General features: G+C 43.0%; 19 protein-coding genes. 8 read left to right on the top strand and 11 right to left on the bottom strand.

Going from position 1 to position 16,891, the window contains the following annotated elements; genetic code table 11:
• The first annotated feature begins 44 nt into the window (after positions 1-44).
• The 4 genes from CW740_RS08830 to CW740_RS08815 all read left to right on the top strand — a co-directional run bounded on the left by CW740_RS08830 (position 45) and on the right by CW740_RS08815 (position 3,901).
• Positions 45-1,079: an NADP-dependent oxidoreductase gene (locus tag CW740_RS08830; RefSeq protein WP_106647162.1), complete on the top strand. Its 1,035-nt coding sequence runs from the start codon at positions 45-47 to the stop codon at positions 1,077-1,079.
• A 36-nt stretch (positions 1,080-1,115) separates the two neighbouring features.
• The gene (locus CW740_RS08825) at positions 1,116-1,499 is read left to right on the top strand and encodes an MAPEG family protein (protein WP_106648115.1); all 384 of its coding nucleotides are present in this window, start codon (positions 1,116-1,118) and stop codon (positions 1,497-1,499) included.
• 61 nt (positions 1,500-1,560) lie between these two features.
• Positions 1,561-2,160: a glycosyl-4,4'-diaponeurosporenoate acyltransferase CrtO family protein gene (locus tag CW740_RS08820; RefSeq protein WP_106647161.1), complete on the top strand. Its 600-nt coding sequence runs from the start codon at positions 1,561-1,563 to the stop codon at positions 2,158-2,160.
• A gap of 310 nt (positions 2,161-2,470) precedes the next feature.
• Positions 2,471-3,901, top strand: a complete 1,431-nt coding sequence (locus CW740_RS08815; protein ID WP_227523831.1) for an amidohydrolase family protein — start codon at positions 2,471-2,473, stop codon at positions 3,899-3,901.
• Positions 3,902-3,918: 17 nt separating this feature from the next.
• Here the strand turns inward: CW740_RS08815 and CW740_RS08810 are convergent, their stop codons facing one another.
• Positions 3,919-4,590 (bottom strand): hypothetical protein, encoded by a 672-nt coding sequence (locus CW740_RS08810; protein WP_227523830.1) that lies wholly within the window; start codon positions 4,588-4,590, stop codon positions 3,919-3,921.
• A gap of 99 nt (positions 4,591-4,689) precedes the next feature.
• Here CW740_RS08810 and CW740_RS08805 point away from each other — a divergent pair, with 99 nt between their 5' ends.
• Together CW740_RS08805 and CW740_RS08800 are read left to right on the top strand one after the other, a co-directional pair.
• Complete coding sequence (locus CW740_RS08805) at positions 4,690-5,211, top strand: DUF4823 domain-containing protein (protein ID WP_106647159.1); 522 nt, start codon at positions 4,690-4,692, stop codon at positions 5,209-5,211.
• A 153-nt stretch (positions 5,212-5,364) separates the two neighbouring features.
• Complete coding sequence (locus tag CW740_RS08800) at positions 5,365-6,042, top strand: type 1 glutamine amidotransferase domain-containing protein (RefSeq protein WP_106647158.1); 678 nt, start codon at positions 5,365-5,367, stop codon at positions 6,040-6,042.
• A 72-nt stretch (positions 6,043-6,114) separates the two neighbouring features.
• Here the strand turns inward: CW740_RS08800 and CW740_RS08795 are convergent, their stop codons facing one another.
• The 5 genes from CW740_RS08795 to CW740_RS08775 form a co-directional block, all read right to left on the bottom strand.
• Positions 6,115-6,729 (bottom strand): putative metal-binding motif-containing protein, encoded by a 615-nt coding sequence (locus tag CW740_RS08795; RefSeq protein WP_106647157.1) that lies wholly within the window; start codon positions 6,727-6,729, stop codon positions 6,115-6,117.
• 11 nt (positions 6,730-6,740) lie between these two features.
• Positions 6,741-7,289 (bottom strand): putative metal-binding motif-containing protein, encoded by a 549-nt coding sequence (locus CW740_RS08790; RefSeq protein ID WP_227523829.1) that lies wholly within the window; start codon positions 7,287-7,289, stop codon positions 6,741-6,743.
• A 130-nt stretch (positions 7,290-7,419) separates the two neighbouring features.
• Entirely contained in the window at positions 7,420-7,566 is a 147-nt protein-coding gene (locus CW740_RS12675) for a DUF2256 domain-containing protein (protein WP_106647155.1), read from the bottom strand.
• A gap of 54 nt (positions 7,567-7,620) precedes the next feature.
• Positions 7,621-8,103 (bottom strand): methylated-DNA--[protein]-cysteine S-methyltransferase, encoded by a 483-nt coding sequence (locus CW740_RS08780; protein ID WP_106647154.1) that lies wholly within the window; start codon positions 8,101-8,103, stop codon positions 7,621-7,623.
• Between the two features lie 19 nt (positions 8,104-8,122).
• Positions 8,123-9,508, bottom strand: coding sequence for a DNA-3-methyladenine glycosylase 2 family protein (locus CW740_RS08775; RefSeq protein ID WP_106647153.1), 1,386 nt, complete (start codon positions 9,506-9,508; stop codon positions 8,123-8,125).
• Between the two features lie 253 nt (positions 9,509-9,761).
• Here CW740_RS08775 and accA point away from each other — a divergent pair, with 253 nt between their 5' ends.
• Positions 9,762-10,721, top strand: a complete 960-nt coding sequence (accA, locus tag CW740_RS08770) for an acetyl-CoA carboxylase carboxyl transferase subunit alpha (protein ID WP_106647152.1) — start codon at positions 9,762-9,764, stop codon at positions 10,719-10,721.
• A gap of 9 nt (positions 10,722-10,730) precedes the next feature.
• Positions 10,731-12,011 (top strand): tRNA lysidine(34) synthetase TilS, encoded by a 1,281-nt coding sequence (gene tilS, locus CW740_RS08765; protein ID WP_106647151.1) that lies wholly within the window; start codon positions 10,731-10,733, stop codon positions 12,009-12,011.
• Here tilS and CW740_RS08760 read toward each other — a convergent pair.
• From CW740_RS08760 to CW740_RS08740, 5 genes are read right to left on the bottom strand one after another with little or no spacing between them, the layout of a single operon-like run.
• Positions 11,990-12,397: a hypothetical protein gene (locus CW740_RS08760; RefSeq protein WP_157826411.1), complete on the bottom strand. Its 408-nt coding sequence runs from the start codon at positions 12,395-12,397 to the stop codon at positions 11,990-11,992. The two genes, tilS and CW740_RS08760, sit on opposite strands and share 22 nt — an antisense overlap.
• A complete protein-coding gene (locus CW740_RS08755) occupies positions 12,346-13,401 on the bottom strand; it encodes a Rossmann-fold NAD(P)-binding domain-containing protein (protein WP_106647149.1) in 1,056 nt (351 codons plus the stop codon). Before CW740_RS08755 ends, CW740_RS08760 begins: the two co-directional genes overlap by 52 nt.
• A gap of 6 nt (positions 13,402-13,407) precedes the next feature.
• Positions 13,408-14,562 carry a patatin-like phospholipase family protein gene (locus tag CW740_RS08750; RefSeq protein ID WP_106647148.1) on the bottom strand — a complete coding sequence of 385 codons (1,155 nt, stop codon included), beginning with the start codon at positions 14,560-14,562 and terminating at the stop codon, positions 13,408-13,410.
• Between the two features lie 5 nt (positions 14,563-14,567).
• Entirely contained in the window at positions 14,568-15,119 is a 552-nt protein-coding gene (locus tag CW740_RS08745) for a transglycosylase SLT domain-containing protein (protein WP_227523828.1), read from the bottom strand.
• A 47-nt stretch (positions 15,120-15,166) separates the two neighbouring features.
• Positions 15,167-16,882: a proline--tRNA ligase gene (locus CW740_RS08740; RefSeq protein ID WP_106647146.1), complete on the bottom strand. Its 1,716-nt coding sequence runs from the start codon at positions 16,880-16,882 to the stop codon at positions 15,167-15,169.
• Between the last annotated feature and the right edge of the window lie 9 nt (positions 16,883-16,891).

Here is a 16,891-nt window from a genome sequence, read left to right as displayed (position 1 = left end):
GCTTATACTTTTGCTGTCATATCAATTAATTTAAAGGATGACCTATGTCGAACTCAAACAACAGACAGATCTTATTAGCTTCGCGCCCTAAGGGTGCCCCTACAGATGATAATTTCCGTCTAGTGGAATCGGCTAAGCCAGAGCCAAAAGAGGGCGAAGTATTGCTAAAAACTATTTATTTGTCCTTAGACCCATACATGCGCGGTCGCATGAATGATGCCAAGTCATATGCCGATCCGGTCGAGTTAGACCAGGTGATGGTTGGCGGTACGGTGGCTCAGGTTGAAGCTTCCCACAATGATAAGTTTGAGGTGGGCGATTGGGTCTTGAGCCAGAATGGTTGGCAGGATTACAGCGTTTCGGATGGTAAAGACGTTATGTTACTGGGCAAGAAATTTTCTAAACCGTCTTATGCCTTAGGAATTATGGGAATGCCTGGGTTCACGGGGTATATGGGGCTGTTAGACATTGGTCAGCCTAAGAAGGGTGAGACTGTGGTGGTGGCAGCGGCTACTGGGCCTGTTGGCGCAACGGTTGGCCAAATTGCAAGGATTAAAGGCTGTAAGGCGATTGGTGTTGCCGGTGGTGAAGAAAAATGTCGCTTTGCGGTTGAGACATTAGGTTTTGATGCCTGTATTGATCATAAGGCCGATGATTTTGCCGAGCAATTAGCGAAGGCATGTTCCGATGGCATTGATGTTTATTATGAAAACGTTGGCGGAAAAGTGTTTGATGCGGTGTTGCCACTTCTAAACACCAAGGCAAGGGTTCCGCTGTGCGGTTTAGTTTCCCAGTATAACGCCACTGAACTACCTAGTGGGCCAGACAGAATGGGTATGTTGATGGGTACCTTGTTAGTCAAGCGTATCAAGATGCAGGGCTTTATTATTTTCGACGATTATGGAGACCGTTATCCTGAATTTGCTCAAGACATGGGGCAGTGGTTGAAGGAAGGAAAAATTCATTATCGTGAGCAGATGGTTGAAGGACTGGACAAGGCACCGCAAGCGTTCATGGGAATGCTCGAAGGCAAAAACTTTGGCAAGCTAGTGGTTAAAGTGAATGAGCCAATAAGCTAAAGACTGAATAAGGGCAATCATTCTATGAGGTCGAATATGACACACCAACTGCTTCTCTACCCAGTGGCTGCCCATATCGCATGGACGGCTTTTCTCTATGTTTTGCTGACGATTGCTCGTGCTCCGGCGGTTTGGGGTGTTATTAAGAGTAAAAAAGAAAACTGGGCGTCAATCGAACCGCGAATTAGTGCAAACCTCTCGAATCAATTCGAGTGGCCTTTATTTTTCCATATTACCTGTGTGCTATTAATCGTATTGGGTAATACTGATTCTCTTCAACTTTGGTTGGCCTGGATATTTGTGGCAGGCCGATTAATTCATAGTGCAGTGCAAATACTAATGAACAATATCCGCTTAAGAGGCCTGGTATTTACCATAAACTTTTTGGCGGTATTATTTATGTGGGTATTCTTACTGTAGAAGAATAAACCCAATTAAAATTTAATCAATAACACATAGTAAATAATAATGAGATAGGGACATGACAGATAATAACTCTCATACATTTAACCCATCAACTTCGGGTTTAAACATCATACCTTTTGCCTTTATGGCTGCAGGTTGGTTAGCACCGATGATTATGTTTTGGCTTTATGTTTTGGGGCCGATGAGGCCATATGACTATCCCCAAGGAAGCTTTCTGCCAGATTTATGGTTCGGATTGGTGATCATCGGGTGCATTTCACTCTGGTGGTTAATACCGGCGAGCTATTTTCGTGTTTTTAATTTTGAAAAAGATGGCAGAGTTTATCGATACTTTGGCGCTAAAGTTTTTCGTCAGTTTGTGCCTGATGGCGACTTGGCTAATCGATGGGAACGTCGTAAAAATCCCTCTCATAAAATGATTCGTAATAAATATTCGATAGAAGCCTTTATTGTGCGTACCGAGCAGAGTGAGAGCGGTCATATTGTTTTGCTTATGATAGGTATTGCTACTGCGGTACATGCCTGGAATATTGGTTGGCAGGGATGGGCTATTTTTCTCAGCGTCGGCAATGTAATTGTTAACTTTTATCCCATTTTGCTACAGCGATATACCAGAAGCCGACTGTATTCTGTATTGAAGCGATTCGGTGAATAATTTAGGAGTAATCATCAAAGGAACTATTGTGATTAGGGGGAAAGCCCCTTGATCACGACCGAAGGAGGTCCCCGAAGAGGAAAGCTATGCATTTTTGTTCGCTTAGGCTAACAGAGATACAAAACTAATTAGTAATACTCATTTTTTCCTTAAAGTCCAGGGTCAATTGTATGCATATCTTTTCTGCTTTATGCCTGTTAGGCAAAAATTAAATTTTACATTTTGAAATCACACGGCTGTATCTATGACTTATTTATATGAGTAGATTGAAATAATAACGAAGCTTAAAAAGCATAATAAGGAATTTTCAGTGAATAAATTACGGTTTATAGCGGGTTTATGCGTGGTATTGGTTTTGCTTTCAGGCTGTGGAATTACAAAGAACACAGCGCAGGGACAGAATAATCAAGAAAAAAAAACATTTGCTCTATACAACGTAAATGTCATACCAATGACCGTCGGTAATGAGGTCATCGAGAACACGACGGTTGTTATTGTCGACAACAAAATCTCAGCCATTGGTGGAAAAATACCAAACGATGTCATGATTATTGATGGTGAAGGAAAGTGGCTTATCCCTGGTCTGATAGACATGCACGTTCATAATCTAGTAGATGGCAGCCCTGGAAATAACTACCCAACCAAGGGTGCATCAATCTTCTTTGATAACCAGGACATTATGCTGCTTTACGTTGCTAATGGTGTTACCACCACATTTGAACTTAGCGGTAGAGTTGAGCACTTTGGGCAAAGAAACGAAATCATTAAAGGCGATATCATTGGTCCCAGGATTGCATTGGCAGCGTTAATTGGTGGAAGCAATGCGAGTAGGGTGGCAACTACTCCGTCGGAGGGGCGGCAGGCTGTTCGCATCGCAAAAGGAGATGGCTATGAATTTATCAAGGTTTACTCAAGGCTTAACATTGAAACCTATAAAGCCATTGTGGACGAAGCTTACAAACAAGAAATGAAGGTGGTGGGGCATATACCCAGTGCCTTTGAAGGTAAGACAGAAGAAGCCTTCGTTCCTCACTTTAGCTTAGTCGCTCATGCAGAGGAATTTTCAAAGCAAGCCAATGAGTTTACTGAAGAAGAAGCTTATAGGCTTGCAAGCTTGGCTAAAGAGAATGGCAGCTGGGTCACTCCTAATTTATCGAACCTGGTACGGATTGCAGCTCAGGCACGCTCATTGGATGCCGTAAGAGATTTACCTAGCTTTAAGTATGTTCATCCATTGATGCAAGACAAATGGATTACAGCTAATCAGTATAATCAGGGAACCAACCCCAAAACAATTACTTACTATGATGAGCTGGTTGAATTTCATGTATTGCTGGTTAAAGCATTAAAAGAGCTTGGCGTTCCCATGGTGGCGGGTACCGATGCAGGCACTTCGGGGATAGTTTGGGGTTATTCATTACATGACGAGTTGAACTTGTTGGTTGATGCTGGCTTAACCACAGAGGAAACCTTGGCCGCTGCGACAAGGTTGGCAGCTACATGGTTAGGAATTGATGATAGAGTCGGAACTGTTGAAGTTGGTAAGTTTGCCGACCTTGTTTTGCTTGATGAAAACCCTTTGTTAGATATTAATAACACCAGAAAGATATCAGGAGTTTTCTTTAATGGACGTTGGGTGGATAAAAATCAGATTGATATCATGCTTGAAAATCTAGCAAAGAAAAACTCGGAAAATATCGGTAAAGATGATTTTCTTTGGAGCAAGATAAGAGAGCGATGATTGTGGTAAATAGTAGCTTATCTATTAATTCTAAACTGAAACTCGAATCCACTTCGTTTCCACATCATCGCCGTTAAACCAAAAAAGAACGACATGTATAGAGCGAAGTGCCACTCGATTATGTTCTCTGATTGATCAACCCAGCTGACGCCAGTGGCTTTTATCACCACGTTGGCGATGCCCAATACCCAATAGATGGCAATCAAAACAAATTGAATTGAAAGGTAGCGTTTAATCTTTCGGTCTAAGGTGCCCTTTACTTTTTTCAGACTACGAATGCTTAGCATCTGCGCGAGAATTGTCATCGCGAAATAAAAAGTGATTCCATAGCGGCGCATAAATTCATAAAAGTCACCTTCAGTGCCGAGAAAGTCTGCATAGAGGACTAAAAAGACAGCACCAATATTTCCCAGTATGAACACTACCGGATGTGGCTTTTGTGTCATCTGTTTAAGCCAGATGCTTTGCAGATACCAGAAAATGATAAGGAAAGCGGCTGTTGGCATCATCAATCCACGAAATAAGAAAATAGCATCACCATTACGGGCAGCGCGGCTGATTGATGTGCATCCTTCAAAGTAGGGTACACACTCATTAGCAACTCCTTGCCAAAGGCCAATAAAAAACGCCCCATGCGCTGCAATGATAGGGATAAGACAAACTAGCCAGGCGATATGATGTGGACGCACAAAACCTCCTATGAATAAAGTCTGTTCTTAAACTTTATTTAATCAGATAATATATTATTGCGTTTAAGTTGTGTTAACTAATTACAAATAAGGCATTCTATGAAAAAAATAATATTTTTACTGATTACTTTATGTCTAATTATTGGGTGTACAGACTCACATAGACTTAATATTTCTGAAAGCGACAGCTCCGCTAAATTTCTCAGTACTGATACAGTACTAATTTCACTCTCAAAGGATGGTGGTTATGGTTCTACACAGTACACGGGATCTGCTGATGAATTAAGTAGAATTATTAAGGCAGCATTGATGTACAGATTAGTTAATGTAGAAATAGATACTAAACATAGGGATTTTCAGAGTTCTATTGAGTATGCAAGTAAAGGAAATTTTGATTATTTAGTTTATCCAGTTATTTTGCACTGGGAGGATAGGGCTACTGAATGGTCTGTTAAACCTGATAAAGTTAAAGTAAAGATTATTGTAGTTAGGCTTGAAGATAAAAAAATTATAAAGTCTGGAGTTATCGATGGAAAGAGCGGAATAGCTACTCTTGGAGGTGATAAACCTCAAGATTTGCTTCCAGAGCCGATAGAGCAGTTTATGAAAGGGCTTTATTAGTTTATTTAAATGGGCGATTTAATCGCCCTATACACATCTAAAAGTAATATTAAGCTATCGAATACTCACTATTGAGTATCCTCATTTGTTTTTCACACACTGCTCTGTATGATTATTTTATATCTTTAAATATAAACCCTAAGGAGCGATCAAATGAAAGTACTTTTTGTATTAACCTCGCATGATCAATTGGGTGATACGGGTGAAAAAACAGGTTTCTGGCTGGAGGAGTTTGCCAGCCCTTATTATCGTCTTAAAGATGCAGGCGCTGATATTACGCTTGCTTCGCCTCGTGGTGGTCAGCCACCACTCGATCCAAAAAGTCACGAGCCAGATGCACAAACAGAAGATACTAAGCGCTTTGAGAATGACCAGGAAGCTCGTAATCAATTAGCTAACACTGTCCGTTTGAGTGACGTGAATGCCGATGGTTATGATGCAGTTTTCTATCCGGGTGGTCATGGCCCATTATGGGATCTGCATAAGGATGAGCATTCAATAAAACTGATTGAAAACTTTATCAAAGCCGGCAAGCCTGTGGCAGCTGTTTGCCATGCTCCAGCAGTGTTACTGAAGGCTAAAAATGCTAGCGGTGAGCCATTGGTTAAAGGTAAAAAAGTCACTGGCTTTAGCAACTCCGAAGAATCTGCAGTTGGCCTCAAAGATGTTGTTCCATATCTCTTAGAGGATCAGCTTGTAGAAAAAGGCGGTGTCTATGAAAGAGTAGACGACTGGGGTTCATTAGCGGTTGTAGATGGTCAGTTGATAACCGGACAAAATCCTGCATCCTCTACGGCTGTTGCGGATAAGCTGATAAAAGCGCTAAGTTAATCCTGTGATGAGTTTGTCATTCAATTAATATAAAAAAGGTGCCTTATGGCACCTTTTTTTGATTGGTACTTATTATCGGCAGCTTGAAGAGATAAACCCATCTCCGTCGACGTCGAGATCACCAACTGTCGTTGCATCACAATCTTCATCTATCCCTTTTGAGTCACAAATCTCTTTGTTTCCTGGGTAGCGATTAGGATTATTGTCGTCACAATCATTACCACCACAGTGTATGGCTTCAAAACCGTCGCCGTCTTTATCCTCACAGGTTTTTTCGCACATCTTCTCACGCTCATAGCATCTTACGCCGTCACATGGACTGGTGCCGGGTCTACACTGGCCCGAGCGGCACATTTCTTTACCATTGCAGAATACCCCATCATCACAATCGGAATCACGACGACACTGGATTTCTGGCTCGGCATTGGCTGCGGCCTTAAGGTCAGCTTTCGATACACAGGCACAAACAGAGAGTCTTAAACCACCTCTGTCCCAACGTTCAACTTCCTTGGTGGTTCTACCGCATGGACATCGTTGCTGTTCGCAACGCACACCGGTTCGTCGCTCATACTCATTACAAAATTTAATCGCGTCTGAAACTGCATCTGCATAAACTGGAGAGGAACCTAGGATTGATGCTAAAAATAACGTAATCGAAGCTAATATTAGTGTCACTATCTTATTCATGTTCCCTCTCCTTATTGTTGTCCATCACAGTTTTCATCAATGCCATTATTGGGGGTGTCGCTTGCTCCGGGATAGATTTGTCTGCTTCTATCATTGCAGTCATTACCTCTTGTGGAGTAGCCGGGTTGTTGCCTGCAAGCTAGCCATGGCTGGTTGCTATCACCCCATCCGTCACCATCTGCATCAAGAAAATAGGTTCCTGTTACGCCTTCATCAACATCTCCATCACAATCATTATCGATACCATCGCACGCTTCTACCGCTCCCGGTCTGACCGAAGGATTTTTGTCATCACAGTCATATTGACCACGAAAGCGATTGTTTTGGCTAGCTATCCGAGTATTGGCCTGTGCCTGCGGTTTTACTGCGGTCGATTGAACCTTTATTTTGTGGGCTTTAAGCTTCTTTTGATATTCGGTATCACTTAACATTTTTACCTTTTGAATATCTTTTATAGCGTTGGTATTTATGGTCGTTGATGGCTTGATGGGTTTGATTGAAGTCTTTTTGATTTGCGTAGCACTTGCCGTGTTAATTGCCAGCGCAAAAAGGAGAGTCATGAACACTCCTATCCCCTTAGAAAAGTTAATAGTCATAGTTATATTCCTTCTTTATCCCTGTTTTAGTGTTTAAAACACTAAGAAACCTATCATATTCGTGTATATGCGGCTCGTATGGGCGTCACAATTACTAATTATCGACAACTTTCTTATTTCGGCGACAACGCTCGGAACAATATACAACTTCATCCCAGCAGTTTTGCCATTTTTTCCGCCAGGCAAAAGGCCTATTACATACAGGGCAGGTTTTGGTGGGTAGGTGGGGTTTCTTGTGCATGACTAATTAATAAGAATGGCGACGGGTTAAATAATAGATAAGTTAAGTCTGATGTTACTCTATTACCCCTTCATGTTTCAGTAACCATTCTTTAATCTTTAATCCTCCCGCATATCCGGTGAGGGTGCCGTTTGCTCCAATAACACGATGGCAGGGTATTATAATTGATATAGGGTTTTTACCATTGGCAGCGCCAACTGCTCGGCTGGCGTTTTTGTTGCCGATGGCCTGAGCCAGTTGGCCATAGTTCCAGGTTTTTCCAAAAGGGATTTTGCAAAGAGTCTTCCAGACGGTTTGTTGGAACTTTGTACCATCTGCATCAACAGGCAAATCAAATTCTTTTCTTTGGCCTTCAAAGTATTCATCAAGTTGCTGCTGAGTTTTCTCTATTACGGCATTACCTTTTACTTGTAGAGTATTACTCGAAATTTTTTCCCATGGTTCGAATAGAACTGCTTTTAGATGATGCTCGTCGGCATAAATGTGCAGTGTTCCAAATGGGCATGGGGATTGTTGATAATAGAGTGTGCTGGTCATAGAGTATTTCCATTAATTTTCAGAGACTGTGCCAAAGTTGTAAGGTTGCATAACTGCGCCAGGGTTGCCATGACTCACTGCTAGTGAGTTGATATTTTTCCATCGCTTTAATGACGCCTAAATCTTTATCTGGAAAGGCGTCGCTATCCATACCACTTCTTAATTTGATGTATTCATAAGTCCAGGAGCCTATGCCTTTAATGCTAAGAATTGACGATAAATCCTCGCCTTGGGTTTCTAGATACCACTGTGCAAAGTTATGCAGTGTCTGTTTGCGACTATTAGGCATTTTCAAAAAGCTTAAATCGCCATCAACGATTTGCTGTGCGGTTGGAAACACTTTGTACTGGTGATTGTAGTCGCTGCCCAATTGCTCAATGACGCTAGCAGTGTGTGTATAAGCCGCTTTGACTGAAACCTGCTGCCCTAGGATGGCTTTGACACCTGCTTCAAAGGTATCCCAGCAGGCAGGAAGCCGCAGACCTGATTTAATTAGAGGCTTTAACTTCTTATCTTGTGACAATGAGGTTTCAATAACTTCAAGGTCGCTGTTCAGATCCAGTACCCGACGAATATGATGTGTTACTTCTAAAAGTTTAGTCATGTCGTCCAACTCAATGGCAACCTGGAAGCAGGAATTATCAGAGTCGTGTTTTGCTGAAAAGAAACCACGAGCATTATCAATATTAAAGCTACGGCTGTATGTGGTCGTAGTAATCGTTTCTATTGCAGACAGTTCGCGCTGCTTCAAGAAATCGTGCATCAGTGACCAGTCATAAGGGGGCCTGTAATGAAGTTTAAGCTGAATGGCTTGTTGGTCTCTGTCCGTATTTTTACTGCTTAAGGATTTACGCAACTGGCTAGGACTGAGTTTCATGGTTGCCTTAAAACTATCGTTGAAGCGGCGTACACTGTTAAATCCTGCTATGAAGGCTATATCAGTAATAGGTAGCTGTGTTTGATGGAGCAATTGCTTGGCGAACATCAGGCGTAAATGATTGGCATAGGTGATCGGTGAGACGCCCAAGTGTTCCTGAAACAGTTTACGTAAATACCGATCAGTAATTCCCATTGATTCGCTGAAGTCCTGCAATGAGCACTGATTTAAGGCACCAGCCTGTATACGGGAGACGGCTTTTTTTAGGACTGCTTGATTTCCCAGCCAAGCAGATGACTGTGGCGCTGTTTCCGGGCGGCATCGTAAGCATGGGCGGTAACCTGCTTCCTGTGCTTGAACGGCGTTTTGAAAGTAGGTCACATTCTGCTCTTTCGGAGTTGGGGCAGGGCAGACGGGGCGACAATAGATTCCTGTGCTTTTAACAGCAACAAAGAAAGTTCCATCATAGCGTCGATCGCGCGCCAGACGTGCTTGTTGATAGGTTTTGATGGTTGCCGCTTTCAGCATTTAGAGTACTTAATGGTTCAATGTGCCACTATCTTAGCAGGATATTATGCACTGAATAGCCATATTCGGAACTGAATCATATTTAGGAATAGTTGGTCTATTTATGCTTTGATTGAGCAAAAATGCCTAATTATTAATGTTTTGCGTTAATAAAGGCTGACAGTTTAGACCAGTCAAGTTACCATTCATTATCAAAGCAAATAAGGGTAGAATATTGCCCCTTATACGCCACTAACTAACAGTTTTATAAGGCATGAGTTTGAATTTTCTAGACTTTGAGCGTCCTATCGCTGAATTAGAAGCGCAAATTGACGAATTGCGCATGATGGGCGAAGACAGCGAGATTAATATTAGCGAAGAGATTGAGCGCTTAAAAAAGAAGTCAAAAGACCTGACTAAGCAAATCTTTTCTGATCTTACGCCATGGCAGGTTGCGCAATTGGCGCGTCACCCGCAGCGTCCATATACCCGCGATTATATTGAGAACATTTTCACTGACTTTGATGAGTTGGCAGGCGACCGTGCCTATGCTGATGATGCATCGATTGTCGGTGGTGTTGCTCGTTTAAACGATAAGCCTGTGGTGGTTATTGGCCATCAGAAAGGACGTGATACCAAAGAGAAAATCAGACACAACTTTGGTATGTCCCGTCCGGAAGGCTATCGTAAAGCCAAGCGTATTATGGAGCTTGCTGAGCGCTTCTCACTGCCAGTATTCACATTTATCGATACTCCTGGGGCTTTCCCGGGCGTTGGCGCCGAAGAACGTGGTCAGAGTGAAGCGATTGCGCGTAATCTAAAGGTGATGTCCCGTCTTGAAGTACCGATCATCGCTACCGTTATTGGTGAAGGTGGTTCTGGCGGTGCATTGGCGATTGGTGTCGGTGATCGCGTTAACATGCTTCAGTACTCAACCTATTCTGTAATTTCGCCTGAAGGATGTGCTTCGATTCTTTGGAAGAGTGCCGAAAAAGCTGAAGAAGCGGCGCAAGCAATGGGTATCACTGCTGAACGTATCAAGAGTTTGGGCCTGATCGACAATATTGTTGCTGAGCCACTTGGTGGTGCGCACCGTGATTACTTAATGATGGGCAAAAGCCTAAAAGAGCGTCTGGTTAAAGACCTGGACGAGCTTGAAAAGTTAAGCGTTGAGCAGTTGTTGGCTAAGCGTTACAACAAGCTGATGTCGTTCGGTACAGTCAGCGAAGAATAATTATTCCGCATGTCAAAATTAGAGCCAGTTTCTCAAGCAATTGATGAGTTCCTGGCTCTTTGCATTTCTAAGTCTGTTAATTCTGTAGTGGTTGCACTCAGCGGTGGGGTGGATTCCTTATCATTGCTACATAGTTTGCATCACCGCATTAAACAATCTTCCCATACCATTTCTCTATCTGCCGTCTATATTGATCATCAGTTGCAGGCAGGTTCCGAACAATGGGCGGAACAAAACCGACAATTTTGTGAATCTCTGGAAGTAGCGTTTGAAGCTGTAAAGGTTGACGTCGATAAAAGCACTGCGAGTCTTGAGAAAGCTGCTCGTACAGCGCGTTATCAGGCCCTTTCTCATTTTATAGCTGACGAGTATACTTGCTTAGTGACTGGTCAGCATTTGAATGATCAGGCCGAGACGTTTTTATTGCAGTTGTTACGTGGAGCTGGGAGTAAAGGCTTGTCTGCCATGCCTGGCTGGACTGAGTTTTCAAAAGGGTTTCTGGCTAGGCCATTAATTGATATTCCCAGAGCTACACTTGAAGCCTATTGCCAATCTCATGGTCTTGAACCGATTGAAGATCCTACCAATTCTGATACCGATATTCGTCGTAATTTTATTCGCCATCAAGTATTGCCATTGATTGAAGAAAAATGGCCTCAGGCAGTTAAAACTATAGCTGCAGCCAGCGACATTCAGGCCGAGAATCAACAACTCCTTAATGAATTGGCGGCAATTGATTTTGAGAATTGTTTTGATGCTCGAATGGATGCTCTTTTATTGGATCCGATCAAGCAGTTAAGCCCAGGGCGAGTACGCAACCTGTTGCGCTATTGGCTAGATGCCTGTGGAGCAGACATGCCTAGTCAGGCTGTGTTAGAGCAAATCCAACTGCAAATGTTGGATGCAAAGGAAGATGCTAACCCAAAGATTGAATTAGCCAACGGCTCAATCAGGCGTTTTCGAGATGCTTTGTATTGGGTCAAAGACACTGTACAGGATTACTCAGAACTTAAATTGAAATGGCCAGCTAATTCGGATTTAACACTAAACAGCCAGCTGCTAATTCCTTTGCAGTGGTTAAAACAAAATTATCCACATTTGGTGGGTAAGGAATTAATGGTTAGAGGTCGTCAGGGAGGCGAGCGGATCAGGTTTGAAAAGAGTCAGCAAAGTATCTCATTAAAGAATTATCTTCAGGAGCAGGCTGTTCCACCCTGGTTTCGTGCTCAGGTTTTATTGCTAGAAGATGGTAATGAAATTTGTGCAGTCTACTGCGGGTCGTTTAAGTAAAGACTTTGATACCAATCTTTAGTTAAGTATTTTTTACTAACGAAATAGTCACATAATACTTCAAAGTTACTTGTTTCCTCTGGAATAATATAGCGACTTTTTACTTTTTCTAATTCAATAACAAGTTCGATTTGTTCATAGATGATTCCTTCCCTTTTTCTTGGTTTCACAGATTTTAATTGGTTCAGTTCTATTTCTTTTATTATGCGATTATTCTTTTTAATAACTAAAAGTCGCGAATATAAATTTATACTATATTTATCTCCTCCATGACGGAGTCGATACTTTATATCACTTAAGTAATTTCTAACTTTTGTTAGGACACTCATAATAGCTAAAAAATTGAGTTCAGTTTTTCTAGCGTCCAGCAATGATGCTTTGCCCAATCAGTTACTATGGCTTCATCTGTTGTCTTATCTAGTGCTCTAAATCCGGTTTTTTTATTATTCAAGGCATCATCAATGGCAATATTGTGGGCATAAAAAATTGGGTCAAGAAACTCCATCAGCGTCGGTTCCTTTAGAATAAAATTAACCGGTTTTTTGTCAGCAAGAACTTCGCTTGTTTCAAAAGCAAAACCGAACTCATCTTCAGCGCCTGCGTTGGCTAGTAGTTTGCTTTTGAATGCCTGAGGATGATAGTTATTACTGATGATATCTTTGAGCCCAGTAGCCGTTACAATCAGGTCACTTTTCTCGGCTGCTTTCTCAACTTCTTGAGAGTTCCTGGCGTTGACACTTTGATAACCCCGTTGCTCAATTAGCTTCAGCCTTTCATTATCCGCTTCAGCAACAATAATATTGGGTGTGATTTTTGAAAAGTAATAAGCTATGCCAATGCCAACTTTACCAAAGCCGAAAATAAGCACATTTCTGTTGGTTAAATCTGTATCAGCAATCTGCGTGATGGCACGATACACACCTTCTCCTGTTCCAAGACAGGTTTCCAGACACTTCAAACGAGTGTCATCGACGGACACAATAGGCACATGAAACTCTGTGTGTTGCTGGTAGCGCATGGCACCCGTTCGGGTCAGCTCCACTATGCCTTTGGTCGCATGGCAGTTTTCCACCAGCTCGGCACCACAATCAAGCAAGAAATCAAACTCACCTTTGACCAGCTCCAAGGGAACGTACGGGATCTGCTCATATTCTAGTACTTTGATAGTGTTCGAATCTTCCTGCATAAAGCTCGGGTTTGTTACCACGAGCTCGGCTCCTGCAGCTTTGAGGCAGGCAATTTTCATCAGGGTGGTTTGAGTTAGTGGGACATTATGAACAATTGAGAAACCTTTATAGGGCTGAGTTTCCTGATAATAAGCAAGCATCTTATGCATGAAAGGAGCCACGTCAGGAGTGTAGTGTCGAAATACATCGGCAAAGCTGTTCATTGGAGATTAGTCTTCCTGTGAAGATGGCTCGTAATCAAAAAAGTCCAGAATGTTGTGTTTCTGTTTCATGGCGTCTTCATAACCCATTTTGATCAAATGGCTGGTAAAGGACTTATCAAACAGCAGATAGCTCAAAATGCTTTCACCGTTTTGATCGTCAACGCCGATACGTTTGAAGAAGAATCGTAAACCGCGTGGAAGGTTTTTAAAATACTGTCCTGCTAACTCCATCGGATCAATGCTTGGAGAAATAATGAAGGTATCTACCTGCTTTAAAGTTAATTGCTCTCGCACAATGTCGCGCTCAGGGATATGCGCTAATAACTCATTAACCCGCATCATCCGTTCGATATCACTTTCTAGACTATCGATAAAAATACTGTCCAGAAGATGACCGCTGATATCGCCAATTGATGGGATTTTTATTTTATGATCAACTTCTCCACGTAATGGCTCAACGGTCACCACAAATAATTTGTTGGCGCCTAAATGTAGAGCTGGGCTTAGCGGTGTCAGAAAGCGCATTGAGCCATCGCCAAAGTGGGTGTCGTTAATTGGCTCAGATGGAAACACCATAGGGATAGCGATAGAGCCCATGAGATGTGACATGGTTAAGTCTTCCGCTCTGCCAAAACGTCGAAAGCGTTGCCATTCCACTAAATCTGGCAGTCCCTGAAAGAAGCTGACTGAATCACCAGTATTATAGTTATAGGCTGTAATACAGGCAGCATCCAGGTAGCCATTATTGATATTGTCACGGATATCATCGAAACGTATGGCCTTGGTTAATAATCCCCGTAAAGGTTCATTATCGAGAAGCGCCAGAGGCTTTTTAATCTGGCTGGCAGGTCGTAGGATATTCCATAGCCAGCGACATGCATTGCCGAGCAACTGAGATAATTTAGTGTGGTAAACCTGATCGGGAGTCAGGTTTACCCAGATTTGTTCTAGCCGCTTCAGGCCTTCATCAAAACGATGACTATGCTCTGCAACAGCACAGGAGTTGATGGCTCCAGCGGAAGTTCCGCTGACAATTCGAAAAGGGGATTGCTCGGGTTGCTCAAGAATTTCTGAAACAGCTTTAAGAACGCCAACCTGATAGGCAGCACGCGAACCACCGCCGCTTAGAATCAGTCCTGGAATTGAGATTTTATCAGTCATTGAATTTAGAGTGCCCAGCGATTGCGAAGAGCTGCGTACACCTTGTTCGGATATTTTGCACGACCTCTGGAGCCATTGTAGCGGCCTAAAGCATAGGTCAGATTGCCTTTCTCCATATCCAGATAGAGTTTTAGGATATAGCAGCCGTACCTGACATTCGTTTCCATATCAAACAGGGAGTCTTCAGGATGGCCTATTTCATCTTTCCAGAAGGGCATTATCTGCATTAAGCCACGAGCATTAGCTACTGATAGCGCATAGCGATCAAAATTACTTTCCACTTCCATGATGGCAAGAACTAATTGTGGATCGACGCCAGATGCATTGGCATAGCGATGGACGAGTGTGAGAATCTTTAGGCGCTCTTCTTCGGGTATATGGGGCGCACGACGTTTTAAGCGGCCCGACATATCCTTCATCCAGACCTCGGCATCATAACGATCAACAAAATGGTTTTCAGCTTCCATCAAGGCTTTTAATTCATCATAAAAAGCCTGATTGGGACGTTCCTGCGCCTGACTGATTTGAGTGAAACCAGCCAGCGCTACGAAACCCATAATAATGAAAACCCTTTTGAGTGTCATACTGCCTAATGCCATAGTACTTATTGTTGTAACAATCCCTGAATATAATCTACAACATTTTCCACACTGACGTCATCTTTGGCGGTATTCTGACGGTTCTTATATTCAATGGTGCCATTTTCCAGTCCGCGGTCACTGACCACCAGACGGTGTGGAATGCCAATTAACTCCATATCAGCAAACATCACGCCAGGGCGCTCTTTACGATCATCAAAAATCACATCGATACCAAGATTCTGCAGATCCTGATAAAGCTTTTCTGCGACCTGCTGAACCTGCTCTGAGCGATGCATGTTCATCGGAATTATGGCTATCTGGAACGGAGCGATAGACTGTGGCCAGATAATGCCATTGTCGTCATAATTTTGTTCAATGGCTGCGGCAACTATTCTCGAAACACCAACACCGTAGCAACCCATGGCCAGAGTTACTGCTTTGCCATTCTGATCAAGAACCTTGCAGTTCATTGCTTCAGAATATTTAGTGCCAAGCTGGAATATATGGCCCACTTCGATGCCTCGTTTGATTTCCAGTACGCCTTTGCCGTCTGGGCTTGCATCACCAGCGACTACATTACGTATATCCATCACTTCCGTTATTTGTGCATCACGGCCCCAGTTGAAACCAGTAAGGTGATAGCCTTCTTCGTTGGCACCACAGGCGAAGTCGCTCATAACCGCTGCATCTCGATCAACAATCACTGGAATATTCAAACCTTGTGGGCCACACGAGCCTGGTGTGCTTCCTGTAGTAGCGAGTACAACTTCATCACTCACTAACATGAGAGGCTCTGCGATTAATGGATGCTTACTTGCCTTGATTTCATTGAGCTCATGGTCACCGCGTAAACAAAGAGCTATTACTGGCTGTTCTTCGGTTTCACCTTGAACAAATAAAGTTTTTAAGACCTGGCTGGTTTCAATACCCATAGATTCCGCTGCCTGTTTAACTGTTCGGCAGTCAGGTGTTGCCACTTTTTGCAATTCTTGAGTTGGTGCGGCAGCCTCGAGTTTTGGCGCAAGGCTTTGTGCCTTTTCAATATTGGCTGCGTAATCACTTTCAGTACTGAAGGCAATCGCATCTTCACCGGATTCTGCAAGAACATGGAATTCATGTGAGTTGCTACCACCAATAGCACCGGTGTCGGCTAATACAGGACGGTAATCAAGACCAATTCTTTCGAAAATATTGCAGTAAGCCTGATGCATGACTTTATAAGTTTCGCCTAAAGACTCTTCATCAATATGAAAAGAGTAGGCGTCTTTCATCAAAAACTCGCGCGCACGCATCACGCCAAAACGTGGACGTACTTCATCGCGGAATTTGGTTTGAATCTGGTAGAAGTTGGCTGGTAGCTGTTTGTAGCTATTAATTTCATCACGAATAAGCGCAGTGATGATTTCTTCATGGGTTGGACCCAAACAGAAATCACGACCATGACGATCCTGAAAGCGTAATAATTCTGGGCCAAATTGATCCCAGCGCCCCGATTCCTCCCACAGCTCGGCAGGTTGGACACCGGGCATTAATACCTCAATGGCGCCGGCCTTATTCATCTCTTCGCGTACGATAGCTTCAACTTTACGCAGTACTCGTAAGCCGGTCGGCAACCAGGTGTACATGCCCGAAGCTATTTTGCGGATCATGCCCGCTCGAAGCATCAATTTGTGGCTAATTAGCTCGGCGTCGCTTGGGTCTTCTCTTTGTGTGGATAGTAAGTATTGGCTACTACGCATCAGTTACTC

This window comes from Kangiella profundi (assembly GCF_002838765.1).
GTDB classification, from domain to species: Bacteria; Pseudomonadota; Gammaproteobacteria; order Enterobacterales; family Kangiellaceae; genus Kangiella; species Kangiella profundi.
This window is presented reverse-complemented; position numbering and strand designations above follow the sequence as displayed.

What these genes read in the sequence shown, in the direction of transcription:
- CW740_RS08800 (WP_106647158.1), top strand. Translation starts at nt 5,365, where the DNA reads ATGAAAGTACTTTTTGTATTAACCTCGCATGATCAATTGGGTGATACG.
- CW740_RS08750 (WP_106647148.1), bottom strand. Translation starts at nt 14,562, where the DNA reads ATGACTGATAAAATCTCAATTCCAGGACTGATTCTAAGCGGCGGTGGT.
- CW740_RS08805 (WP_106647159.1), top strand. Translation starts at nt 4,690, where the DNA reads ATGAAAAAAATAATATTTTTACTGATTACTTTATGTCTAATTATTGGG.
- CW740_RS12675 (WP_106647155.1), bottom strand. Translation starts at nt 7,566, where the DNA reads ATGCACAAGAAACCCCACCTACCCACCAAAACCTGCCCTGTATGTAAT.
- CW740_RS08820 (WP_106647161.1), top strand. Translation starts at nt 1,561, where the DNA reads ATGACAGATAATAACTCTCATACATTTAACCCATCAACTTCGGGTTTA.
- CW740_RS08825 (WP_106648115.1), top strand. Translation starts at nt 1,116, where the DNA reads ATGACACACCAACTGCTTCTCTACCCAGTGGCTGCCCATATCGCATGG.
- CW740_RS08795 (WP_106647157.1), bottom strand. Translation starts at nt 6,729, where the DNA reads ATGAATAAGATAGTGACACTAATATTAGCTTCGATTACGTTATTTTTA.
- CW740_RS08775 (WP_106647153.1), bottom strand. Translation starts at nt 9,508, where the DNA reads ATGCTGAAAGCGGCAACCATCAAAACCTATCAACAAGCACGTCTGGCG.
- CW740_RS08790 (WP_227523829.1), bottom strand. Translation starts at nt 7,289, where the DNA reads ATGACTCTCCTTTTTGCGCTGGCAATTAACACGGCAAGTGCTACGCAA.
- tilS (WP_106647151.1), top strand. Translation starts at nt 10,731, where the DNA reads ATGTCAAAATTAGAGCCAGTTTCTCAAGCAATTGATGAGTTCCTGGCT.
- CW740_RS08755 (WP_106647149.1), bottom strand. Translation starts at nt 13,401, where the DNA reads ATGAACAGCTTTGCCGATGTATTTCGACACTACACTCCTGACGTGGCT.
- CW740_RS08740 (WP_106647146.1), bottom strand. Translation starts at nt 16,882, where the DNA reads ATGCGTAGTAGCCAATACTTACTATCCACACAAAGAGAAGACCCAAGC.
- accA (WP_106647152.1), top strand. Translation starts at nt 9,762, where the DNA reads ATGAGTTTGAATTTTCTAGACTTTGAGCGTCCTATCGCTGAATTAGAA.
- CW740_RS08745 (WP_227523828.1), bottom strand. Translation starts at nt 15,119, where the DNA reads ATGGGTTTCGTAGCGCTGGCTGGTTTCACTCAAATCAGTCAGGCGCAG.
- CW740_RS08780 (WP_106647154.1), bottom strand. Translation starts at nt 8,103, where the DNA reads ATGACCAGCACACTCTATTATCAACAATCCCCATGCCCATTTGGAACA.
- CW740_RS08830 (WP_106647162.1), top strand. Translation starts at nt 45, where the DNA reads ATGTCGAACTCAAACAACAGACAGATCTTATTAGCTTCGCGCCCTAAG.